General features: G+C 59.7%; 22 protein-coding genes. 12 read left to right on the top strand and 10 right to left on the bottom strand.

Going from position 1 to position 20,526, the window contains the following annotated elements; all coding sequences use genetic code 11:
* Window positions 1–2 precede the first annotated feature (2 nt).
* From LOM8899_RS01035 to LOM8899_RS01025, 3 genes are all read left to right on the top strand, one after another.
* On the top strand, window positions 3–1,688 hold the full coding sequence (locus LOM8899_RS01035) for a M14 family metallopeptidase (protein WP_093990308.1): 1,686 nt from the start codon (window positions 3–5) through the stop codon (window positions 1,686–1,688).
* The gene (locus tag LOM8899_RS01030; RefSeq protein ID WP_093990307.1) at window positions 1,685–2,083 is read left to right on the top strand and encodes a RidA family protein; all 399 of its coding nucleotides are present in this window, start codon (window positions 1,685–1,687) and stop codon (window positions 2,081–2,083) included. Before LOM8899_RS01035 ends, LOM8899_RS01030 begins: the two co-directional genes overlap by 4 nt.
* An 84-nt stretch (window positions 2,084–2,167) precedes the next feature.
* On the top strand, window positions 2,168–2,833 hold the full coding sequence (locus tag LOM8899_RS01025; RefSeq protein WP_093990306.1) for a DUF2461 domain-containing protein: 666 nt from the start codon (window positions 2,168–2,170) through the stop codon (window positions 2,831–2,833).
* A 50-nt stretch (window positions 2,834–2,883) separates the two neighbouring features.
* Here the strand turns inward: LOM8899_RS01025 and lpdA are convergent, their stop codons facing one another.
* From lpdA to sucC, 8 genes are all read right to left on the bottom strand, one after another.
* Window positions 2,884–4,272 (bottom strand): dihydrolipoyl dehydrogenase, encoded by a 1,389-nt coding sequence (gene lpdA / locus LOM8899_RS01020; RefSeq protein ID WP_093990305.1) that lies wholly within the window; start codon window positions 4,270–4,272, stop codon window positions 2,884–2,886.
* Between the two features lie 91 nt (window positions 4,273–4,363).
* The gene (locus LOM8899_RS01015) at window positions 4,364–4,753 is read right to left on the bottom strand and encodes an MAPEG family protein (protein WP_093991344.1); all 390 of its coding nucleotides are present in this window, start codon (window positions 4,751–4,753) and stop codon (window positions 4,364–4,366) included.
* A gap of 278 nt (window positions 4,754–5,031) precedes the next feature.
* Window positions 5,032–6,249 (bottom strand): 2-oxoglutarate dehydrogenase complex dihydrolipoyllysine-residue succinyltransferase, encoded by a 1,218-nt coding sequence (odhB, locus tag LOM8899_RS01010; protein ID WP_093990304.1) that lies wholly within the window; start codon window positions 6,247–6,249, stop codon window positions 5,032–5,034.
* A 1-nt stretch (window position 6,250) separates the two neighbouring features.
* Window positions 6,251–9,208 (bottom strand): 2-oxoglutarate dehydrogenase E1 component, encoded by a 2,958-nt coding sequence (locus LOM8899_RS01005; RefSeq protein ID WP_093990303.1) that lies wholly within the window; start codon window positions 9,206–9,208, stop codon window positions 6,251–6,253.
* Window positions 9,209–9,527: 319 nt separating this feature from the next.
* Window positions 9,528–10,409: a succinate--CoA ligase subunit alpha gene (sucD, locus tag LOM8899_RS00995; RefSeq protein ID WP_093990301.1), complete on the bottom strand. Its 882-nt coding sequence runs from the start codon at window positions 10,407–10,409 to the stop codon at window positions 9,528–9,530.
* 116 nt (window positions 10,410–10,525) lie between these two features.
* Window positions 10,526–10,837, bottom strand: coding sequence for a hypothetical protein (locus LOM8899_RS00990; protein WP_133064955.1), 312 nt, complete (start codon window positions 10,835–10,837; stop codon window positions 10,526–10,528).
* Window positions 10,819–11,019, bottom strand: a complete 201-nt coding sequence (locus LOM8899_RS00985; protein WP_093990299.1) for a hypothetical protein — start codon at window positions 11,017–11,019, stop codon at window positions 10,819–10,821. Before LOM8899_RS00985 ends, LOM8899_RS00990 begins: the two co-directional genes overlap by 19 nt.
* A gap of 145 nt (window positions 11,020–11,164) precedes the next feature.
* Window positions 11,165–12,505 carry an ADP-forming succinate--CoA ligase subunit beta gene (sucC, locus tag LOM8899_RS00980; RefSeq protein ID WP_093990298.1) on the bottom strand — a complete coding sequence of 447 codons (1,341 nt, stop codon included), beginning with the start codon at window positions 12,503–12,505 and terminating at the stop codon, window positions 11,165–11,167.
* Between the two features lie 57 nt (window positions 12,506–12,562).
* On the opposite strand from sucC, the gene LOM8899_RS00975 reads away from it, so the two are divergent.
* Both LOM8899_RS00975 and LOM8899_RS00965 read left to right on the top strand, forming a co-directional pair.
* A complete protein-coding gene (locus LOM8899_RS00975; RefSeq protein ID WP_093990297.1) occupies window positions 12,563–13,405 on the top strand; it encodes a glycosyltransferase family 2 protein in 843 nt (280 codons plus the stop codon).
* Between the two features lie 512 nt (window positions 13,406–13,917).
* Entirely contained in the window at window positions 13,918–14,541 is a 624-nt protein-coding gene (locus LOM8899_RS00965; protein ID WP_093990295.1) for a hypothetical protein, read from the top strand.
* A gap of 73 nt (window positions 14,542–14,614) precedes the next feature.
* On the opposite strand, the gene mdh is transcribed toward LOM8899_RS00965, so the two are convergent.
* Both mdh and LOM8899_RS00955 read right to left on the bottom strand, forming a co-directional pair.
* Entirely contained in the window at window positions 14,615–15,577 is a 963-nt protein-coding gene (mdh, locus tag LOM8899_RS00960; protein WP_093990294.1) for a malate dehydrogenase, read from the bottom strand.
* A gap of 179 nt (window positions 15,578–15,756) precedes the next feature.
* Window positions 15,757–16,071 carry a hypothetical protein gene (locus LOM8899_RS00955; protein ID WP_093991343.1) on the bottom strand — a complete coding sequence of 105 codons (315 nt, stop codon included), beginning with the start codon at window positions 16,069–16,071 and terminating at the stop codon, window positions 15,757–15,759.
* A gap of 317 nt (window positions 16,072–16,388) precedes the next feature.
* On the opposite strand from LOM8899_RS00955, the gene LOM8899_RS00950 reads away from it, so the two are divergent.
* The 7 genes from LOM8899_RS00950 (at window position 16,389) to sdhD (ending at window position 20,494) form a co-directional block, all read left to right on the top strand.
* The gene (locus LOM8899_RS00950; protein ID WP_093991342.1) at window positions 16,389–17,237 is read left to right on the top strand and encodes an HpcH/HpaI aldolase/citrate lyase family protein; all 849 of its coding nucleotides are present in this window, start codon (window positions 16,389–16,391) and stop codon (window positions 17,235–17,237) included.
* Window positions 17,234–17,794, top strand: coding sequence for an NnrU family protein (locus LOM8899_RS00945; RefSeq protein WP_093990293.1), 561 nt, complete (start codon window positions 17,234–17,236; stop codon window positions 17,792–17,794). Before LOM8899_RS00950 ends, LOM8899_RS00945 begins: the two co-directional genes overlap by 4 nt.
* A gap of 4 nt (window positions 17,795–17,798) precedes the next feature.
* Window positions 17,799–18,005 (top strand): DUF1737 domain-containing protein, encoded by a 207-nt coding sequence (locus LOM8899_RS00940; protein WP_093991341.1) that lies wholly within the window; start codon window positions 17,799–17,801, stop codon window positions 18,003–18,005.
* Window positions 18,002–19,027 (top strand): MaoC family dehydratase, encoded by a 1,026-nt coding sequence (locus LOM8899_RS00935; protein WP_093990292.1) that lies wholly within the window; start codon window positions 18,002–18,004, stop codon window positions 19,025–19,027. The genes LOM8899_RS00940 and LOM8899_RS00935 overlap by 4 nt, the downstream gene beginning before the upstream one ends.
* On the top strand, window positions 19,024–19,449 hold the full coding sequence (locus tag LOM8899_RS00930; protein ID WP_093990291.1) for a hypothetical protein: 426 nt from the start codon (window positions 19,024–19,026) through the stop codon (window positions 19,447–19,449). The genes LOM8899_RS00935 and LOM8899_RS00930 overlap by 4 nt, the downstream gene beginning before the upstream one ends.
* 279 nt (window positions 19,450–19,728) lie before the next feature.
* Window positions 19,729–20,112: a succinate dehydrogenase, cytochrome b556 subunit gene (gene sdhC / locus LOM8899_RS00925; protein WP_093990290.1), complete on the top strand. Its 384-nt coding sequence runs from the start codon at window positions 19,729–19,731 to the stop codon at window positions 20,110–20,112.
* Window positions 20,113–20,122: 10 nt separating this feature from the next.
* Entirely contained in the window at window positions 20,123–20,494 is a 372-nt protein-coding gene (gene sdhD, locus LOM8899_RS00920; RefSeq protein ID WP_093990289.1) for a succinate dehydrogenase, hydrophobic membrane anchor protein, read from the top strand.
* Window positions 20,495–20,526: the final 32 nt, after the last annotated feature.

Here is a 20,526-nt window from a genome sequence, read left to right as displayed (position 1 = left end):
ACATGACCAAAGTCGATATCGCCTTCGATACCTACCACACCTACGATGCCATGACAGCGCATCTGCAAGCGCTTGCCGCGGCGTATCCAAATCTTTGCACCCTGACCTCGATCGCCAAGACGTTTCGTGGGCGCGATGTCTGGTTCATGACGATCACGAACCCCGACACCGGCCCCGCGCTGGAAAAGCCGGGGTTCTACATCGACGCCCAGATCCATGCAGAGGAGCATGCTACTTCGGCGACGGCCCTTTACGCCTGTTGGTATCTGCTGACCAACTACGGCTCTGACGAAGAGGTGACGCGCCTCGTCGACGGCCAGGTGTTTTATATCATTCCCCGTATCAACCCGGACGGCGCCGAATATGCAATGACGGCGCCTTATCATCCATGGTGCGGCAACGGCCGATTCCTGCCCGGCGAGGACCGCATCGAAGGTCTGATACCCCAAGATATCACCGGCGACGGCTACATCGTGCAGATGCGCGTGCCCGATAGCAAAGGCGAGTGGAAGAAGGACAGCGAAAACCCCGATATCATGGTCCAGCGGGAACCGGGCGAGGAGGGCGGTGAGTATTACCGGCTGTATCCCGAAGGTATGATCCGGAATTACAACGGCGTCGACGTGCCGATTGAAATGCAACAAGACGGCAACATGAACCGCAACTTCCCCACCAATTGGACGCCGCAGGAATACGGCGCGGGCGAGTATCCATTGTCGGAACCGGAGGCCGCCGGGATGGCCCGCGTGATCCTCGATCATCCCAACATCACCGGCATGTGCGCCTATCACACCCACGGAGGGATCATCCTGCGCCCGTCGATGCTCCGAATGGACAGTGAAATGAGTGCACCCGACCTGTCGCTTTACAAGGCGCTGGGCGAAGTGGGAGAAAAGATCACCGGATATCCAACGATTTCGGTCTATGAGGATTTCACGCCCGACAAATCCAAGGCCCGGCATGGCAGCCTGACCGACTGGACCTATGAAGAGATGGGCATCATCTCGTTCGCCACCGAATTGTGGGACCTCGAGCGCACCGCCGGTGTGCCGAAAGAGGGCTATTACAACCTCGGGCCACGTGACGCGGACACGCAACGACTCGTGCACAATTGGGTAGTCGAAAACGTCGGTGACCATGGGTTCCGACCTTGGACCACGTTCGACCACCCACAGCTCGGCCCGGTCGAAGTCGGCGGGATGGTCTATATCTGGAGCTATCGAAACCCGCCTGGCGCTCTCCTCGAAGAGATCTGCCACAACAACGTGAAATTCAACCTTCGGCATGCCGCTGCGGCTCCAAGGATTGCAGTCGATGAACTCACTGTCGAGCCGATGGGCGCCGATCTCTTCAAGGTTACGGCTGTTGTCTCCAACCACGGCTATCTGCCGACCAATCTGTCGGATGTCGCCGTCGAAAACGGCGTGGCGAAACCTGTCCTGCTGACGATTGATTGCGACGGGGCAGAGATCGCGATGAATCCCGGAAAGGTCGATCTGGGCAATCTGGCCGGACGCAACGAGCGGCGATATGCCTATTCCAATTGGGGGCAACAGTGGTCGCCCGTCACCAAGAAGTCGGAGTGGCTTGTCAGGGCAACATCCCCGGACGCATCGGTGACCGTTGTCGCCAAATCGGAAAAAGGTGGCACGGATCGCAAGACGACATCGCTGGGAGCCGTGGCATGAGCGTCGATGGGATCACACTCTATTCTCCGCCGGGCGTCTTTGCTGTCGATGGGTATCACCATGCCTCGGTCGCCGGCGGCATGATTCATATCGCGGGCCAGGTCGCCCGCGACGAGAACGGCAATTGGGTCGGGGGAGACGACGCTGGTGCGCAGGCGGTTCAGATCTATCGCAACATCGGCCGGATCCTCGCCCATGCCGGGGCGGGGCCGGAAAATGTGATCAAGATTACGGTCTACATGACCGATCGTGAAAACTGGGAAGGTGTCACCAGCGCGCGCAAGGCTTTCTTTGGCGATCATCGTCCGCCGCATACCGGCCTGATTGTTGCGGCGCTGGGCGGGCCCCAAGTGAAGATCGAAGTGGAGGTTACGGCTTTCCTACCGCCTGCCTGACAATCACGGCCCCAACGGACAGCTCGGACGGTTGGCAAGCGACGGCGGCGAAGCTAGGCTTCTTGCTTTGGTAAGGAGCCTAGCATGAGCACCGATGGTTTCGAGCAGATGATTGACGCGGCGGATGAGTTCTTTGCCGAGTTGGCCGACAACAACAGCAAGGAATGGTTCGCGCCGCGCAAGGAACACTATGCTACCAAGATAAAGAAGCCAGCCGATCTGTTCGCGCAGTTCCTGGCCGAGGACTTTGGCCGAATTGCAGGGCATAGCTATTTGCCAAAGCAGTTCCGCATTTACCGGGATGTTCGATTTTCCAAGGATAAGACACCTCTGAACGCCCATCTTCATCTTCTGTGGACGCCGCAAGGAGCGGGTGCATTCCGACCGGCATTCTTTTTCGGTTCGGAGCCCGGACGACTGGATGTTGGGACGGGCATCATGGGCTTTCAGGGCGATGAGATGGACCGCTATCGCGCCTTTGTGGATCGCTGGGGTGACGCGTTGACCGATGCGATTGGCGAAACCGGCATGACGCTGAGCGACTGGGGGCCGCCGGTCTTGAAACGGGTTCCCAAGCCGTATGAACCAGAGCATCCACACGCCAAGTTGCTCAAGCGCAAAACATTGGTCTTGACGCGTCCCTTGGGGCAGGACTGGCACGGACAGGAGGGCGGGCTGATCAATGCGGTTCGCCAATCCTTTGAGCAGACGCTGCCATTCGTCCGGCTGTTGACCAAGCGATTGGGCTAGTCCGGGCGGAGGATAGGGCGGATCGTGATCCGCCCTGTCAATTCGATACCTCAGGCGTGAATGGCGCCATCGCCGCATGCCAGTGCGGCTTCTCTTACGGCTTCCGAATAGGTCGGGTGCGCGTGGCAGGTCCGTGCAAGATCCTCGGCGGCGGCGCCGAATTCCATAGCGACGCAGATCTCATGGATCAGATCACCAGCCATAGGACCGATGATATGCGCTCCGAGAATCCGGTCCGTCGTCTTGTCGGCGAGGATCTTGACGAACCCGTCGGCGGCAAAATTCGCCTTTGCCCGACCGTTGCCCATGAAGCTGAACTTGCCAACCTTGTAGGCACGACCTTCTTCTTTCAGCTCCTCTTCGGTCTGACCGACATTGGCGACCTCCGGGTGCGTATAGATCACGCCGGGAATGACGCCGTAGTTCACGTGGCCCGCCTGTCCGGCAATGATCTCAGCCACAGCCATGCCCTCGTCTTCGGCCTTGTGCGCAAGCATTGGACCTGTGATCGCATCGCCAATGGCATAGATACCCTTGGTCGACGTCGCATAATGCCCATCGGTCTTGATCTGCCCGCGTTCGGTCATCTCGACCCCGACATCGGCCAATCCTAGGCCCTCGGTGAAGGGACGGCGACCGGTGGCGAGCAATACGGTGTCGGCCTCGAGCGTGGCTTCGCTGTCATCCTTGCGAAGCTTGTATGTAACGGTGGCCTTGCCGCCTTTGGTCGTGGCCCCCTGAACGGCGGCCCCCATAATGAATTTCAGGCCCTGTTTTTCGAGCAGTCGCTTGAACGATTTCTGAATCTCACCGTCCATGCCCGGTGTGATCACGTCGAGGAATTCAACGACCGTGACGTCGGCCCCGAGCCGTTTATAGACCGAGCCGAGCTCGAGCCCGATGACACCGGCCCCGATCACAACCAATTTCTTGGGGATCTTGCCCAAGGTAAGAGCGCCGGTGGAACTGACGATCGTCTTTTCGTCGACTTCGACACCGGGAAGGCTGGAGGGCTCTGATCCGCTGGCAACAACGATATTCTTGGCCTCGTGCACCTCGTCTCCCACCTTGACCTGACCGGCGGCGGGGATCGATGCCCAGCCCTTGATCCAATCGACCTTGTTTTTCTTGAACAGGAACTCGATGCCTTTGGTGTTGGCTTCGATTGTCTCGTCCTTGTAGGCGAGCATCTGTGTCCAGTCGACGCTGGGCGATTTGCCTTTGAGGCCCATCTTGGCGAAGTTGTGTTCTGCCTCGTGAAGCTGGTGGCTGGCGTGCAGAAGAGCCTTGGACGGGATGCAGCCGACGTTCAGGCAGGTGCCGCCCAAGGTATCGCGCCCCTCGACACAGGCAACCTTGAGCCCGAGTTGAGCGGCCCGGATTGCGCAGACATAGCCGCCGGGACCGGCGCCGATAACAATGAGGTCGTAGCTTGCCATAGGTTCGTTCCTTGTGGTTGCGGGGGCGGGGGCTGTCTGCCGCCAGCGCCTGCGGCGCTTCCCCCGAGGATATTTCTGACCCAGTGAAGTCTCAGAGCAGGGTTAAAAGCAAGAGCGCGACGGTCGCCAGCCAACCTGCTGCCCAGATGATTGTTCGCCATGGAGACAGCCCAAAGTAGTATGCCGGGACATAGAGCAGTCGCGACCCTAGATAGATCCAGCACAGGTTGGTTGTCAGTCCTGACCCCTTGTCGCCGAGGTAGACGAGCAAAACAGCGATGCTGAACAGGATCAACCCTTCGAAGTGGTTGTTGAGGGCCCTTTGCAGGCGTCCGGCTTTGCCGGTCAACTGGACGGGCTGATCTCTCGGCCCAAGCGCTGTCCGAGTACCGACCTGAAGATTAGCCGCGACTGAGTAGAGGATGAATTGCAGGCACTGCAGCAATGCGGCGTAGCCCAATATGGTAAGTTCTGGACTCACGTAGTCTGCTCCGCTTTCTGCGCAGGCCTGTTTCGCCAAACCTCTGTCCCATCGGTAGGGCACCCCAGTGTTCCGTCCGCGGATTTATCGAAAGGGCCGGCTTTCTGGGCCTTTTTGTAGGGTATGTCACCCTTTCGGCTTCCCGGACCGACGCCCACAACGATCACGACCTCACCGGACAATCCGCAGGAGGGACACGTGAGCGTCGTGGGGTCAAGATAGGCCATTGTCAGTCCGTTCGACTTCTGGGCGGCATATTTCGGGGTTGACCGTCAGCTTCACAAATCCATCAACAACCGACGCGGGTCTTCGAGTGCTTCCTTGACCCGGACGAGGAAGGTGACGGCGCCTTTGCCGTCGACGATCCTGTGGTCGTAGCTGAGCGCCAGATACATCATCGGCCGGATCACAACCTGCCCGTTGATCGCCATGGGGCGCTCTTGGATCTTGTGCATGCCTAGGATGCCGGACTGTGGCGGGTTGAGGATCGGCGAGGACATCAGCGAGCCGTAGACGCCGCCATTGGAGATCGTGAAGCTGCCGCCCTGCATGTCTGCCATCGACAGCTTGCCATCCCGCGCCTTGAGACCGAGTTCGCTGATGCCTTTCTCGATATCGGCAAAGCTCATCTGATCGGCGTTGCGCAGCACCGGCACAACGAGGCCGGTCGGAGTGCCGACAGCGACGCCCATATGAACGTAGTTCTTGTAGACCACGTGATCCCCATCGATCTCGGCATTCACGTCCGGGACTTCCTTGAGAGCGTGGACGCAGGCCTTGGTGAAGAACGACATGAAACCCAGTTTCACGCCGTGCTTCTTCTCGAACAGGGTCTTGTATTCGTTCCGCAGGTCCATGACCGCCGTCATGTCCACCTCGTTGTAGGTGGTCAGCATCGCGGCGGTGTTCTGAGCTTCCTTCAAGCGGCGGGCGATGGTCTGGCGCAGGCGGGTCATCTTGACCCGCTCTTCGCGGTCGGCATCGTCTGCCGTGACCGGAGCCCGCGGCGCGGCGGCCGGGGCGGCGGCGGCTTTGGGCGCGGAGAGGGCGTTCAGCACGTCCTCTTTCATTACCCGACCGTCTTTACCGGTGCCGGAGACATCATCGGACGACAGTCCCTTTTCGGCCATCAGCTTTTTCGCCGAAGGAGCATCTTCGACGTCCTTGTCGCCCTTGGCAGCAGGGGCGGGCGCGGCGTCTTCCTTGGTTTCGGCTTTGGCCGGCGCTTCGGACTTGGCGGGGGCCGCAGCGGCGCTGTCGCCCTCGGCGATCTGGGCCAGTAGTGCGTTGACGCCGACGGTGTCGCCTTCGGCGGCTACGATCTCGGAGAGAGTACCGGCCACCGGAGAGGGGACTTCGACCGTGACCTTGTCGGTTTCCAATTCACACAGCATCTCGTCCATCGCGACCGCTTCGCCCGGTTTCTTGAACCATGTGGCAACAGTGGCTTCGGTGACGCTTTCGCCCAGGGTGGGCACGCGGACTTCGGTTGTCATCTTAGTTTCCTTCGAGGGCGAGCGCGTCGTTGATCAGCGCTGTTTGTTGAGCCTTGTGCTGCGAGGCAAGACCCGTGGCAGGCGAGGCGGCGGCGGCGCGGCCAACATAGACGGGCCGCTGATGTTTGGCTTTGATGCGAGACAAGACCCACTCGATATTGGGTTCAATGAAGGACCAAGCGCCTTGGTTCTTGGGTTCTTCCTGACACCAGACCATTTCGGCTCCCTTGAAGCGCTCCAGTTCCTTGACGAGGCTCAGGGCGGGGAACGGATAGAATTGCTCGATCCGCATCAGGTAGACGTCGTCCAGTCCGGCCTCATCGCGCGCTTCGAGCAAGTCGTAGTAGACCTTGCCGGAACACATGACGACCCGGCGGATCTTGTCGTCGGCTTGCAGGGTCAGATCGGAGTGGCCCTTCTGTGCGTCGTCCCACAGGACGCGATGGAAACTGGATCCGGTCGTGAAATCCGCGACATCCGAGACGGCCATCTTGTGCCGCAAGAGCGATTTCGGTGTCATCAGGATCAAAGGCTTGCGGAATGTCCGATGAACCTGCCGGCGCAGGATGTGGAAATAGTTTGCCGGGGTCGAACAATTGGCAACGATCCAGTTGTCCCCACCGCACATGGTCAGGAAACGTTCCAGACGAGCCGAGGAGTGTTCCGGACCCTGGCCTTCATAGCCATGTGGCAGGAGGCAAACGAGGCCGGACATCCGCAGCCACTTGCTTTCACCCGAGGAGATGAATTGGTCGAACATGATCTGCGCACCGTTGGCGAAATCGCCAAACTGCGCCTCCCAAAGCACGAGCGCATTCGGTTCGGCCAACGAATAGCCGTATTCGAAGCCAAGCACCGCATATTCCGAGAGCATCGAGTCGATGACCTCGTAATGCGCTTGACCCTCACGGATGTTGTTGAGCGGGTAGTAGCGCTCTTCGGTGTCTTGGTTGATGAATGCGGAGTGCCGTTGGCTGAATGTGCCCCGCGTGCTGTCCTGCCCGGAAAGCCGAACCGGATAACCCTCGGTCGTCAGTGAGCCAAAGGCCAGTGCTTCTGCTGTCGCCCAATCAAAACCGATGCCGGTCTCGAACATCTGGCCCTTTGCTTCGAGGAGCCGGCCCACGGTCTTGTGAACTGCAAACCCATCCGGCACTTTGGTCAGCGCAGCGCCGACTTCCTTGAGTGTTTCGGGTTTGATCGCGGTCTTGCCGCGCTGATATTTGCCGCGTTCGAGACGGTCGAGATGGCTCCACCGGCCATCAAGCCAGTCGGCCTTGTTCGGTTTGTAATTCTTGCCTGCCTCGAACTCTTCGTTGAGGTGCGACTGGAAGCTGGCCTTCATGTCTTCGATCTCACCCTCGGGGATGAGACCATCGCGAACCAGGCGGTCCGTGTAGAGGGTCAGCGTTGTCTTCTGCTTCTTGATCTTCTTGTACATCGCGGGGTTCGTGAACATCGGTTCATCCCCCTCGTTGTGACCGAAGCGGCGGTAGCAGAAGATGTCGATAACGACGTCCTTGTGGAACTTCTGACGGAACTCCGTCGCCACTTTGGCGGCGTGCACGACCGCTTCGGGGTCGTCGCCGTTGACGTGGAAGATCGGTGCTTCGACCATCAAAGCAATGTCGGTCGGATAAGGGCTGCTGCGCGAAAAGCTCGGCGCCGTCGTGAAGCCGATCTGGTTGTTCACGACGATGTGGATCGTGCCGCCGGTCTTGTGCCCGGTCAGCCCGGACAGTCCGAAGCATTCCGCCACAACGCCCTGTCCCGCAAAGGCCGCGTCGCCGTGGAGCAGGATCGCCATGACTTTCGTGCGGTCCTTGTCGCCCTTCTGGAATTGCTTTGCACGCACCTTGCCCAGTACGACCGGATTGACCGCTTCCAAGTGGCTCGGGTTTGCGGTCAGGGACAAATGCACGGTGTTGTCGTCGAATGTCCGGTCGGAAGACGCGCCGAGATGGTATTTCACATCGCCGGAGCCGTCGACGTCCTCCGGCTTGAAGCTGCCGCCCTGAAACTCATTGAAAATCGCCCGGTATGGCTTGGCCATGACGTTGGCCAAAACCGACAGGCGCCCACGGTGCGGCATCCCGATGACGATATCCTCGACACCGAGCGCACCGCCCCGCTTGATGATCTGCTCCATCGCAGGGATCAGGCTTTCGCCGCCGTCGAGGCCGAACCGCTTCGTGCCCATGTATTTGACATGCAGGAATTTCTCGAAGCCCTCTGCCTCGACGAGCTTGTTCAGGATCGCCTTGCGGCCGTTTTGGGTAAAGCTGATTTCCTTGCCGAAGCCTTCGATCCGCTCTTTGAGCCAGCCGGCTTCCTCAGGGTTGGAGATGTGCATGTATTGCAGCGCGAACGTGCCGCAATAAGTGCGTTTGACCAGCGCGATGATCTCATTCATCGTCGCGACTTCGAGGCCGAGCACGTTGTCGATGAAGATCGGACGATCCATGTCGGATTTGGAGAACCCGTAAGACTCAGGGTCGAGCTCAGGATGAAGCTCGTTGTCGCGCATCCCGAGGGGATCGAGATCGGCGACGAGATGGCCCCGGATCCGGTAGGCCCGAATGATCATCAATGCACGAAGACTGTCCAGCACCGCGGCACGGACCTGCGCCTCATTGAGGCTGACACCCTTCTCGGCCGCCTTCGCCGCGATTTTGTCCCCGGCGGCTTTCGCTTCGACCGGCCATTGCCCGTCGAGGGCTGCCGTCAGCTCATCCGATGGCATCGGCGGCCAGTCCGCGCGCCCCCAAGACGGGCCGGCGGCTTCGGCGCCGGCATCGCCATTCGCATCACCCAGCGAAGCAAAGAAGGTGCGCCAGCTTTCGTCCACGGCGCCGGGGTTGTTCTCGTACCGCGCATAGAGTTGTTCAATGTAATCGGCGTTGTGCCCCTGCAGGAAAGAGGAGGCGTGGAAGACGTCGTTGGATGACTGTTCGGTCATGTGGGGACCTCGTTTGGGGTGGGGTCGAGACGGTGGGCGCAGGGATCGAAAGAGCGAACTAGCGGGACGGCATCACGCCAATTCGAGGTGAGGGAGAAGCGAGGAGCATCCGGGTCGGACCGAGCGATTTGAGACATCTGGCCGGCCTTGGGGCCGGCTTTGCACCCGACGAAGACGCGATGCTCCATGAGCGAGCGATGTTCGGAGTGCACCGCGCGATCTGGCCTCTGCCCTGACATGGGGAGCCTTCTCATGATGATCTGTCCTGTCTTCTTTCCCGAATGTCCGAGCAGATGGGCGGGCATACCCGCCCATCCAATTATCCGATTGCCTTGAGCACGGCTTCACCCAAGGTTGCTGGGCTGTCGGCCACGACGATACCAGCGGATTTCATCGCTTCGATCTTGCTTTCTGCGTCACCTTTTCCGCCGGCGACGATCGCGCCTGCGTGCCCCATGCGGCGGCCGGGAGGAGCCGTGCGACCGGCGATGAAGCCCGCCGTCGGCTTCCACCGACCGGCTTTCTTTTCATCAGCGAGGAATTGCGCGGCATCTTCCTCGGCCTGCCCGCCGATTTCGCCGATCATGATGATCGATTGCGTTTCCGGGTCAGCGAGGAACATTTCAAGCACGTCGATATGCTCGGTGCCCTTGATGGGGTCACCGCCGATGCCCACTGCGGTGGACTGGCCGAGGCCGCTGTCAGAGGTCTGTTTCACGGCTTCATAGGTTAGTGTGCCCGAACGGGACACGACACCCACGCTCCCGCGCTTGTGAATATGGCCGGGCATGATCCCGATCTTGCACGCGTCCGGGGTGATGACACCAGGGCAGTTGGGACCGATAAGGCGGGTCTTGGTGCCTTCGAGAGCGCGTTTGACGCGCATCATGTCGAGCACGGGGATACCTTCGGTGATGCAGACGACAAGCTCGATCTCCGCATCGATCGCCTCGAGGATCGAATCTGCCGCGAAGGGTGGCGGAACATAGATCACCGAGGCATTGGCCCCGGTCGTATGCACGGCCTCTGCAACAGTGTTGAACACCGGCAAATCGAGGTGAACCGAGCCTCCCTTGCCCGGCGTGACACCGCCGACCATCTTGGTCCCGTAGGCGATGGCCTGCTCCGAGTGGAACGTCCCTTGGCTGCCAGTGAAACCCTGGCAGATGACCTTGGTGTTTTCGTCGATAAGAATGGCCATCGAAGGCTCCTGTCAGTGTGAGACGCCAACCCCCGAGGAGTGGCTTTGCTTTCCCGCTCCGAAGGGGGCGGGTCTTGGAGTTCTGCCCGATCTAGCGGGCGGTGGAGGGTGCCAGATCAGAGGATCGGCGACACGGATTGCGGACCGCAACGGACATCGTCGCGGTTGGTCTGGTTTACGATGTTGCCGACGGCCGAAAGATTGGAGCAGCCGGACGCGCCGACAAAGTCGTCTCCGATCAGCGAGTCATTGCCCATCGTATCGGTCGAATAGCTGACGCATGCGGACAAACCAAAAAGGGACGCGGCCAAAACCGCGCCCTTACCAATGTTCAGGTAGGTCATTTTCACTTCCTCAGATTGCCGGGCGTGGCCCGAGAGTTCGAGCCCCGCGGCGTTGGTGGAAGGGCCTAGAGCGGGCGCTCCCACGGGCTTTGTTCCTGTGGGCCGCAGCGCATAGGCAGCCCTTCCACGCTGTTCACATAGCCCGACGAAAGGCCCGAACAGCCGTTGGAGGCGGCTTGGTAGGTGACGGTGCTGCCGGAACTGCATGCCGCGATCAGCGTGACGGCAGCCAGAGTTGCGACGGGTTTGATCAATCGGAGTGTCATGCGAATATCCCTTGTTCCGCGTTGCATGGGCGGGATCGAAATCCCGCTCACACAGAACAGCGACCGGCGTGAAAGCCGGGTGAATATTTGCTGTCATATTGCGAAGTTGGTTAAACATGATGTTCCAGATTGTCCCGTCGTCCGATCAGCCTTTGACGGCCTTGACGATCTTTTCAGCCCCGTCCTTAAGGTCGTCGGCAGCGATCACGTCGAGGCCGGAGTTGCGGATAATTTCCTTGCCTTTCTCGACGTTGGTGCCTTCTAGGCGGACAACAAGCGGAACCTTCAAGCCGACCTCCTTGACCGCGGCGATGACGCCTTCGGCGATCACGTCGCAGCGCATGATACCGCCGAAGATGTTAACCAAGATGCCTTTTACTTGCGGATCCGAGGTGATGATCTTGAATGCTTCGGTGACTTTCTCCTTGGTCGCGCCGCCACCAACATCGAGGAAGTTGGCCGGCTCCGCGCCGTAGAGCTTGATGATATCCATCGTCGCCATTGCAAGGCCCGCGCCGTTGACCATGCAGCCGATTTCGCCATCGAGGGCGATATAGTTCAGGTCATACTTCGAAGCGGCGAGTTCTTTCGGATCTTCTTCGGTTTCGTCGCGCAAGCTGGCGATATCGGCGTGCCGATAGATCGCATTGCCGTCAAAACCCATCTTGGCGTCGAGGCATTTCAAATCACCCGCATCGGTCACGATGAGCGGATTGATCTCCAGCATCTCCATATCCTTGTCGGTGAAGAGCTTGTAGAGCGTTCCCATGAGTGCGACGCATTGTTTGACCTGTGGCCCCTTGAGGCCAAGCGCAAAGGCGATACCGCGGCCATGGAAGGGCTGGTAGCCGGTGGCAGGATCGACATCGAACGTGTGGATCAGGTCGGGCGTCTTTTCGGCGACTTCTTCGATATCCATGCCGCCTTCGGTCGAGGCGACGAACGAGATCCGGCTGGTTTGACGGTCCACAAGGATCGCCAGGTACATTTCCGTCTCGATGCCGGAGCCATCTTCGATATAGATGCGATTGACCTGCTTGCCCGCCGGGCCGGTCTGCTTGGTCACGAGCGTGCGGCCGAGCATTTTCTTGGCTTCCTGAGCGGCCTCTTCGACCGATTTGGTCAGGCGCACGCCGCCTTTGTCGCCCGCATCGGCCTCTTTGAAGTGGCCCTTGCCGCGGCCGCCGGCGTGGATTTGTGCCTTGACCACCCAGAGTGGCCCGTCCATCTGGCCGGCGGCGGTTTTCGCGTCTTCGGCCTTGAGAACAGCGCGGCCGTCGCTGACCGGAGCCCCGTAGGACCGCAAGAGTGCTTTGGCCTGATATTCGTGGATATTCATGGATCGGTCCCGTTCGGCTTGGAATTTTCTGTACCTTACGGGCTTATGTCTTACCTTTTTAGGAATAAAATACCCAAACCCGAAAAAAGCGACATTTGTGATCACAGCGATTTTGGGTGTGATCACAAAAGCGACGTCTGCGACCATCTTGTGCCAGAATCGGTCGGGGATTAGGCTGCAATTGTTGTGGTGGAGACTGGGTCGATGGTGCTGAAATCTAGTTGGGGCATCGTTGCTACCGTTGATGAGCCTTTGCCTCTGCTGGCGGCATTCGTCGCGCATCATAGGGCTCTGGGAGCCGCGCAGATATACCTTTACCTCGACCGCGATGCACCGGACGTCGAGGCGTTGTTTGCGCAAGACAGCGCGGTCATCCTGACACGGACCGATGCAGCCTACTGGTCGGCGAAGGGCGAATACCCGCAGGTCCACGTGCGCCGTCAGTTGTTCAATGCGATGGATGCCTATGATCAGGCTCGAGTGGACTGGCTACTACACTGCGACGGCGATGAATTTCTGCATCTCTCCGACGCATTGGAGGCGGAGCTTGCTGCCCTACCGGACAGTGTCGTCTCATTGACGATCCAGAATTCAGAGCGGGTTTGGTTGGCGGGCCAAGACCGCCCATCGATTTTTGCAGGCGCCGAGCGGCATCCCGTGCGGCGGGCGACGGGCGGGCTGCCTGACGTTTTTGGCGCGTCGTTCAAGTATCTGAACCAAGGCCTCCTGGGCTATCCAAACGGAAAACCCTTTGCCCGAACGTGGCACCATCTCTATCTGGGCATCCATGCAACGAAACATCGGGGCAGCGATGGCTGGGCCGATCACGAGCAAAAGGTGAAGAGCTGGGAAAGCACAAGCACCCGTCTGGTTTATTTCGACGGTCTGACACCATTGCACTGGAAGGTGAAGCTGCTGCGCAAAGTGCGGGATGCCCATAGTGAAGCGGTTCTGAAGACCCGCCTTAACGAGCGACGGTTTGCCCAGATCGAAGCGATCCGGCAGTGTTCGGGCGACGTTGAGACGCTGACCACCTTGCATGGTTAATTACGCATGTTGCCTGACGCACTGGCGGAACGCATGGTCGCCCTCGGTCTGCTGACTGCGATGCCGATCGAGCCCTGGAGGGCCGCGGCTGCCGCCTATCCCGCCCGGGATTTGGATTGGAGCGAAGCTGCATTCGACTCCTGGCTCAAGCAGCGGTTTCCAGATCTGACGTCAGAATTGGCGTACAAGGTTTAGCTTCGTGAGCGGCCATTCTTCGGAGAAAACCAGTCCCGATTCGGTTGCGGCAATGCGGTGATTGAAACAATCGATACCAAAAGATGCGATTGGTCACGAATCGGAAACGGTTGATGTCAGCGATTCCAGTGGCTTAGCTTTGAGCGCCCAAAAAAGCGCCAAGTTTTGGGCAAAACTGTGTCATTAATTAAACGTTAACGAAACGACCGCGGACAAAGGTCACCTAGATCTTGCGACGCACATATTGCAGTGGAGCGCAGAATAGCTGGGGGAAGGGTCGGTCCGGGTCATAGTCGATGTTTGCTGGAGTACGTACTATGAAACCATTTACGATCGCAGCCGGCATTGCCGCCATGTTCTTCGCCACTTCGGCGGGAGCGGCAACGCTGGATTTCATGACGACGGCCAACGGTGCAGAAACCGGAATCGCAAATGGCGATTCACTGGTGATGGACGGCGTGACCGTCACGTTCGAGGCAACTGGCACAAGTGGAGAAGCCGCGGCCTATCTTGACAGCGGCGATGCCGGTTTGGGTGTCTGTTCGAACTGGACCGCGACAGCCGCCGTCAACGATAACGAATGTGCGCCGAGTTCGGACGACAACATCACCGCAGGCGAAACCGTCACGCTCACGCTGGATGGCTCTTACGATCTATCGGATCTGGTCTTCCGCGACGATGGTCACGTCCCGCTTGCCTCGGATTCCCTCACACTGCTGTTCGGAGTGAACGGAGCCGCGTTGACGGAATATACCTTCGATGAACTCGCCGCCGAAAGCTTTGCCGGAGTGACCGAGTTCACATTTGCATATGGTGGCTCCGACGCGCACCAGTTCTACGTTCAGGCCGCGACGGTCGTCGCGGCGGTGCCACTCCCGGCGTCGATCCTGCTGTTGGGCGGTGCGCTGGCGACGTTGCGTCGTCGCCGCAAGAGCGCCTGAGAGCCGACGCTATCTCGAAAAGCGAAACGGCGGGCCATTGCCCGCCGTTTTGCCGTCTTTGTACGAGGTCCGATCAGGACAGCGAGCTATCGATACCCTTGCAGGCCTCGACAAGGCCTTTGACCGCATCGACCGACTTGTCGAACATCGCCTGCTCGGACTTGTCCATCTTGATCTCGACCACACGCTCGACACCGCCGGCGCCGATGATCGTCGGCACGCCAACGTAGAATCCGTTGAGACCGTAGCTTCCTTCGACATGCGCCGCGCAAGGCAGAAGACGCTTCTGATCCTTGAGGAAAGCTTCCGCCATCTCGATTGCTGAGGTGGCAGGGGCGTAGAAGGCCGAACCGGTCTTCAGCAGGCCGACGATCTCTGCGCCGCCATCCCGGGTGCGCTGAACGATCGCGTCCAGCTTGTCTTGAGTTGTCCAGCCCATGTCGACCAGATCGGGCAGGGGGATCCCTCCGACAGTCGAGTAACGGGTGAGCGGCACCATCGTATCGCCGTGTCCGCCGAGCACGAAGGCCGTGACGTCGCGCATCGATACGTTGAATTCAACGCTCAGGAAGTGACGGAAACGAGCCGAATCGAGCACGCCAGCCATTCCGCAGACCATATTGTGCGGCAGGCCGGAGAATTCGCGAAGGGCCCAGACCATAGCATCGAGAGGGTTGGTGATGCAGATGACGAACGCATTCGGCGCATGGGCTGCGATGCCTTCGCCGACGGATTTCATGACCTTGAGGTTGATGCCCAAGAGGTCGTCGCGGCTCATGCCCGGCTTGCGCGGCACACCGGCGGTCACGATGCACACGTCCGCGCCAGCGATATCGGCGTAGTCATTGGTGCCTTTCATGACGGCGTCAAAGCCCTCGGCGGGTCCGGACTCAGCAAGGTCGAGGGCCTTGCCCTGCGGGATACCTTCGGAAATGTCGAAAAGGATGACGTCGCCGAGTTCCTTAATGGCTGCCAGGTGAGCGAGCGTGCCACCGATCTGTCCGGCGCCGATGAGGGCGATCTTGGGTCTGGCCATGATACATGGGTCCTGTCTTGGTTGGGATCGCCGTTGTGCCTATCGCCAGTTGCCGCGTCGTGCAAGCCTGCCGCGACGCAGCATCCCTCCAAGATGGATCAAATCAATGGCGGCGACCTCCGTTCACGTGGGGCCGCCGCGGGCCGGTCATTGATGGTGCAATGACCGTAACTGACGGACTATGCACCGGAATCCGAGCTTGGAAGCGGTTCGTTGACCGATTGATAGGCTTGCCCAGCGGCGACGAGGCAGGTCGGGCCGCCCGGCGTGGTCACGGTGATGGTCCACGTCCCGGATTCTTCCGAGGCAAAGACTTCGACCACGGTATTATTGGCGCCAAGTGCGATTGATTGCCGGGATTCGCCATATCCGGCCGCCAGTCTTTGGACCACGTCGTCATGCGCCGCGCAGTTTCGGGATTGGGCTATTGAGGGGCTGGCCAGTGCAGCGCCGACAAAGAGAGCGGCGGTCAGGCAAAGAAGCTTTCTATTCATCGTCATCACCATTGGTTGGCGCGGCTCCGGTATGCCCGGCCCGACGCGTTGCGTGTCATGATCTTGAAACCGCCTTGTCCATCGCCCGTTTGGTTGAGCGCCCCATCCTTCTGCGGCCCTTCTGTCGAGGAAGTCTGAAGATAGCCTGACAAATAATGGTTAACGGACCGTGCCCGGTTGCAGTCATACCGCGCAACATCTGCGGAATGCTGCGCTGCGGCGCATTTGGGGTTGAAATATCCCCAAATTTTGGGCTTTCTGCGCGCAACTTTATTGCGACCAGCATTCAGTGAATGCATGTCAGGAAGGACCTTGAGATGACCCGCCCCTATCGTTCCGCCTTGTATATTCCAGCCTCGCGGTCCCGTGCGCTGGCCAAGGCGCGCACGTTGCAGACCGATGCCATCCTTTTTGATCTGGAAGACGCCGTTGTGCCGTCCGAAAAGGTTGCCGCTCGCGCGGCGCTGGCTGAAGCGTTGGCAGAAGGGGGCTATGGGCCACGCGCCCGGATCGTCAGGATCAATGCGCTCGAAACAGAATGGGGCCGCGACGACGCATTGGCCGTGGCGGATATGGATTGCGACGGTGTTCTCTTACCCAAAGTGAACGGGCCCGCGGATCTGGATGCATTGGCGGAACTGGTCGGAGATCTGCCGATCTGGGCGATGATGGAGACACCTTTGGGGGTGCTGAATGCGGCCAGTATCTGTGCGCATCCCAGACTGGCCGGAATTGTCTTGGGCACCAACGATCTCGCGAAGGATCTCGGAACGCGGTCGAGCCAATTCCGCGAACCGTTGCTGTTCGCGCTTCAGACATGCCTCGTGGCGGCTCGGGCCTACGGCCGCGTGGCGCTGGACGGAGTCTACAACGCGTTCCGCGATATGGAGGGTCTGGCTCACGAATGCGCGCAGGGCCGCGACATGGGGTTCGACGGCAAATCTCTGATTCATCCCGACCAGTTGGAACTGGCGAACGCAGCATTCGCGCCTTCTGCTGACGAAATCGACCTGGCCGAACGACAGATTGCAGCCTTTGCGGAGGCAGAGGCCAAGGGCGAGGGCGTCGCTGTCGTTGATGGCAAGATCGTGGAGAACTTGCATATCGTCACGGCAAAGGCGACCTTGGCGAAAAGGGATGCCATCGAGGAGCTTGAGGGCGCATGACACTATTGATTTTGGGCGTCGCTCTTTGGTGGGCCGCGCATCTGTTCAAGCGTTTGGCGCCGGGGCCACGGGGCAAGTTGGGTGATCCGGGCAAAGGACTTGTTGCGGTCGCCATCGTGCTGAGCGTGGTTCTTATGGTGATCGGATATCGTGGTGCCGAAGGTGCGGTCTTCTGGGGGCGGTCTGCGCCTTTGGTGGGGATCAACAATCTGCTGATGGTCGTGGCATTCTATGTCTATGCCGTAGGGGGGCCAGCAGCAGGGAAGCCTCGTGTCTGGCTGGGCACCAAGATGCGCCATCCGCAACTAACCGGTTTTTCGCTCTGGGCCGTGGCGCACCTTTTGGTGAACGGCGATGTTGCATCGTTCGTACTCTTTGGAGGGCTGCTGATCTGGGCGTTGGTCGAAATCGCACTGATCAATTCGCAAGAACCGGCCTGGACTCCGCCAGCTCATGGAGGCGCCCGCAAGGAAGCCATCTATGTCGTGTTGACGCTGGTCATCGTGACTGTCGTGATGCTGATCCACAATTGGCTCGGCGTACAACCTTGGGGGTGAAATGATGGCAAAACTGTATCGATTGCTGACCGCGGATGACACGTCGGAATTCTGCCACAAAGTGTCCGAGGCATTGTCAAAGGGTTGGGAACTCTACGGCGATCCAGCCTACGGCTTTGACGCTGCCAACGGTGTGATGCGCTGTGCACAAGCGGTGACTAAGGACGTGCCGCAGGACTATTCCCCGGATATGAAGCTGGGCCAGCAATGACGAAAACCAACGCTGGCCGCTTTTTCGAGGACTACCGGCTCGGCGAGGTGATAGACCATGCGGTGCCGCGGACGCTGTCCGGAGGAGAGCGAGCCCTGTATCACGCGCTCTATCCTGCGCGGGGCGCGCTTTATTCCTCGGACGCATTTGCAGCCGACTGCGGGCTTCCGGCCGCACCGCTCGACGATCTGATAGCGTTCCACACGGTTTTTGGCAAAACCGTTCCCGACGTGTCGCTGAATGCCGTTGCCAACCTCGGCTATGCCGAGGGGCGGTGGCTTGCTCCGGTCTGGCCGGGCGATACCCTGCGCGCACAGTCGGAAGTCATTGGCCTCAAACAGAACTCCAACGGAAAGAGTGGGGTGGTCTGGGTTAGGACGCGCGGACTCAACCAGCATGGCACCGAAGTTTTGAGCTACGTTCGCTGGGTCATGGTGCGCCGGCGTGCACCGGGAGAGGCGCCGCAGGCCGTCATTCCCGATTTGGCGTCCGTTGTCCCGCCCGAAACGCTTGTGGTGCCGGATGGCCTAGATTTCACAGGTTATGATTTCGGTCTGGCCGGCGAACCTCATCGGTTGAGTGACTATTCCGTCGGCGAGATCATCGACCACGTAGACGGCGTGACCGTCGAAGAGGCCGAACATATGCTGGCAACCCGGCTTTGGCAGAACACCGCCAAGGTGCATTTCGATGCTACTCAGCGCGACGACGGCAAGCGTCTGATTTATGGCGGACATTTGATCTCCTTGGCTCGTGCGCTTTCGTTCAACGGATTGGCGAATGCGCAGCTGATCGTGGCCCTCAACGCAGGTGCGCACGCAAACCCCTGCTTCTCTGGCGACACGGTCCGGGCTTGGTCCGAAGTGCTGGCAACGGCCGAAACTAAGGCTCCGGGGGTCGGAGCCGTCCGGCTGCGGTTGGTAGCGACCAAGGGCGAAGCCGGTGCGTTGCGAGGGGCTGACGGTAAATATCTCTCCGACGTCTTGCTTGATTTGGATTTCTGGGCCTTGATGCCTGTATGAAACACGCGCACCTGATTGCTGTCTGCCTTCTGGCCGGGGCTCCCGCCGCCGCTCAGGTGTGTGATCCCAGCCCATCTGAGGTGGTCCCGAATTTCGAAGCGGTCAAGCAGGTCTTTCTCGATGGCGTAACGCGCGAGTCCCTGGGGCCGCTCTTGTCGAAGATGTCTGTTTCCGACGAGATGTGGTCCGGCATGACGACCGGGCTTGCCAACTACTTTCCCGGTGGGTTCACGCACTGCACCTCTGTGGTTCAACGCCGCGACGATCCGGGGTTGGTGCAAGAGATCTTTTCCTTGCGGACCGAGGACGAGGCCAGATCCTTGTTCGTCTATCTGGCCGGGTTCCATATGGACGGTGAGGTCGCGGTGATGTCCTTGTCGTTTCAGACGTCGGTTCGCGAGGCTCTGGAGCAGCTGCGCTAGGCGGTATCGTGGGCCGGCCGTGAACGGTAGGCCCGCGGTGGTGATCGGATGCCCCTGTGCAGGCCGATCCTTGTTGGTTCTGCGAACATCGAGCCAGAGGACTATTTGTGATCACAGTCTCGGCTGCCGTGATCACAGAGCGAAACTTTCTGCGATTTCGCGGCTTGATGACGCGGTTTTAACCCTTGCGGGTGGATGACTTCCCCCGGAAAATGCGTCACAAGGTGCCAAGTTTGGCGCGTTAGCCGACCTATGCCGATTGCCAGGAAGGGAACTCTCATGGCCGATGTGAATCGGGGAAATCGCCCCCTCTCGCCGCATCTGACGATCTACCGTCCGCAATGGACGTCGATGACGTCCATTTTCGTGCGGATTACCGGAAACGCGCTGATCGTGGCGACACTGCTCATCGTATGGTGGTTTGCCGCTGCCGCCGCTGGGCCCGAAGCCTTCGCAACGGCCAACGGTGTGATCACAAGTTGGTTTGGCGATCTGGTGCTGTTTCTCAGCGTCGGAGCGCTCTGGTATCACATGCTCGGCGGGCTGCGTCATCTGGTGTGGGATGCGGGATATCTGCTGGATGTGCACAAGTCGGAGATGATGGGGCAGGCGATGGTGATCATCGCAGTCCTGATGACGATCTTCACCGCGATCGTGGTGTAAGGAGGCTGACATGGCATATATGACCGACCGCAAGCGCGCCGTGGGCAATGGCGCCGCCAAGACCGGGACAGAGCATCATTGGCAAATGATCGTGACGTCTTGCGCCTTGGCGATCCTCGTTCCGTTCTTCGTGTTTACTTTTGGCCCTGCGCTGGGTGGCACGTACGAAGAGATCATCGCCTATTACTCGCGCCCCTATCCGGCGATTGTCGCGGCGCTTACCATGCTCGTCGGCCTGATCCACTTCCGCGGTGGTGTGCAAACCCTGATCGAGGACTACGTGCACGGCATGGCCCGCAAGGTGCTGATCATCGGCGCCATCTGCCTGAGCTACGGCGCCGCTGCCGTGGTTCTTTTCGCGATTGTCCGGCTGGCGCTCTGAGCGCCGCCCACCACACGTTTTTTCGGAGCTTC

The organism is Flavimaricola marinus (assembly GCF_900184895.1).
In the GTDB taxonomy this organism is placed as follows: Bacteria; Pseudomonadota; Alphaproteobacteria; order Rhodobacterales; family Rhodobacteraceae; genus Flavimaricola; species Flavimaricola marinus.
The sequence above is the reverse complement of the archived record's forward strand: the minus strand, read 5'-3'. Positions and strand labels throughout refer to the sequence as shown.

What these genes read in the sequence shown, in the direction of transcription:
- LOM8899_RS00945 (WP_093990293.1), top strand. Translation starts at nt 17,234, where the DNA reads ATGACACTATTGATTTTGGGCGTCGCTCTTTGGTGGGCCGCGCATCTG.
- LOM8899_RS00975 (WP_093990297.1), top strand. Translation starts at nt 12,563, where the DNA reads ATGGTGCTGAAATCTAGTTGGGGCATCGTTGCTACCGTTGATGAGCCT.
- LOM8899_RS01030 (WP_093990307.1), top strand. Translation starts at nt 1,685, where the DNA reads ATGAGCGTCGATGGGATCACACTCTATTCTCCGCCGGGCGTCTTTGCT.
- LOM8899_RS00930 (WP_093990291.1), top strand. Translation starts at nt 19,024, where the DNA reads ATGAAACACGCGCACCTGATTGCTGTCTGCCTTCTGGCCGGGGCTCCC.
- mdh (WP_093990294.1), bottom strand. Translation starts at nt 15,577, where the DNA reads ATGGCCAGACCCAAGATCGCCCTCATCGGCGCCGGACAGATCGGTGGC.
- LOM8899_RS01005 (WP_093990303.1), bottom strand. Translation starts at nt 9,208, where the DNA reads ATGACCGAACAGTCATCCAACGACGTCTTCCACGCCTCCTCTTTCCTG.
- LOM8899_RS01025 (WP_093990306.1), top strand. Translation starts at nt 2,168, where the DNA reads ATGAGCACCGATGGTTTCGAGCAGATGATTGACGCGGCGGATGAGTTC.
- LOM8899_RS00965 (WP_093990295.1), top strand. Translation starts at nt 13,918, where the DNA reads ATGAAACCATTTACGATCGCAGCCGGCATTGCCGCCATGTTCTTCGCC.
- odhB (WP_093990304.1), bottom strand. Translation starts at nt 6,249, where the DNA reads ATGACAACCGAAGTCCGCGTGCCCACCCTGGGCGAAAGCGTCACCGAA.
- LOM8899_RS01035 (WP_093990308.1), top strand. Translation starts at nt 3, where the DNA reads ATGACCAAAGTCGATATCGCCTTCGATACCTACCACACCTACGATGCC.
- sdhD (WP_093990289.1), top strand. Translation starts at nt 20,123, where the DNA reads ATGGCATATATGACCGACCGCAAGCGCGCCGTGGGCAATGGCGCCGCC.
- sdhC (WP_093990290.1), top strand. Translation starts at nt 19,729, where the DNA reads ATGGCCGATGTGAATCGGGGAAATCGCCCCCTCTCGCCGCATCTGACG.
- LOM8899_RS00955 (WP_093991343.1), bottom strand. Translation starts at nt 16,071, where the DNA reads ATGAATAGAAAGCTTCTTTGCCTGACCGCCGCTCTCTTTGTCGGCGCT.
- LOM8899_RS00940 (WP_093991341.1), top strand. Translation starts at nt 17,799, where the DNA reads ATGGCAAAACTGTATCGATTGCTGACCGCGGATGACACGTCGGAATTC.
- LOM8899_RS00935 (WP_093990292.1), top strand. Translation starts at nt 18,002, where the DNA reads ATGACGAAAACCAACGCTGGCCGCTTTTTCGAGGACTACCGGCTCGGC.
- LOM8899_RS00985 (WP_093990299.1), bottom strand. Translation starts at nt 11,019, where the DNA reads ATGACACTCCGATTGATCAAACCCGTCGCAACTCTGGCTGCCGTCACG.
- lpdA (WP_093990305.1), bottom strand. Translation starts at nt 4,272, where the DNA reads ATGGCAAGCTACGACCTCATTGTTATCGGCGCCGGTCCCGGCGGCTAT.
- LOM8899_RS00950 (WP_093991342.1), top strand. Translation starts at nt 16,389, where the DNA reads ATGACCCGCCCCTATCGTTCCGCCTTGTATATTCCAGCCTCGCGGTCC.
- sucD (WP_093990301.1), bottom strand. Translation starts at nt 10,409, where the DNA reads ATGGCCATTCTTATCGACGAAAACACCAAGGTCATCTGCCAGGGTTTC.
- sucC (WP_093990298.1), bottom strand. Translation starts at nt 12,505, where the DNA reads ATGGTCGCAGACGTCGCTTTTGTGATCACACCCAAAATCGCTGTGATC.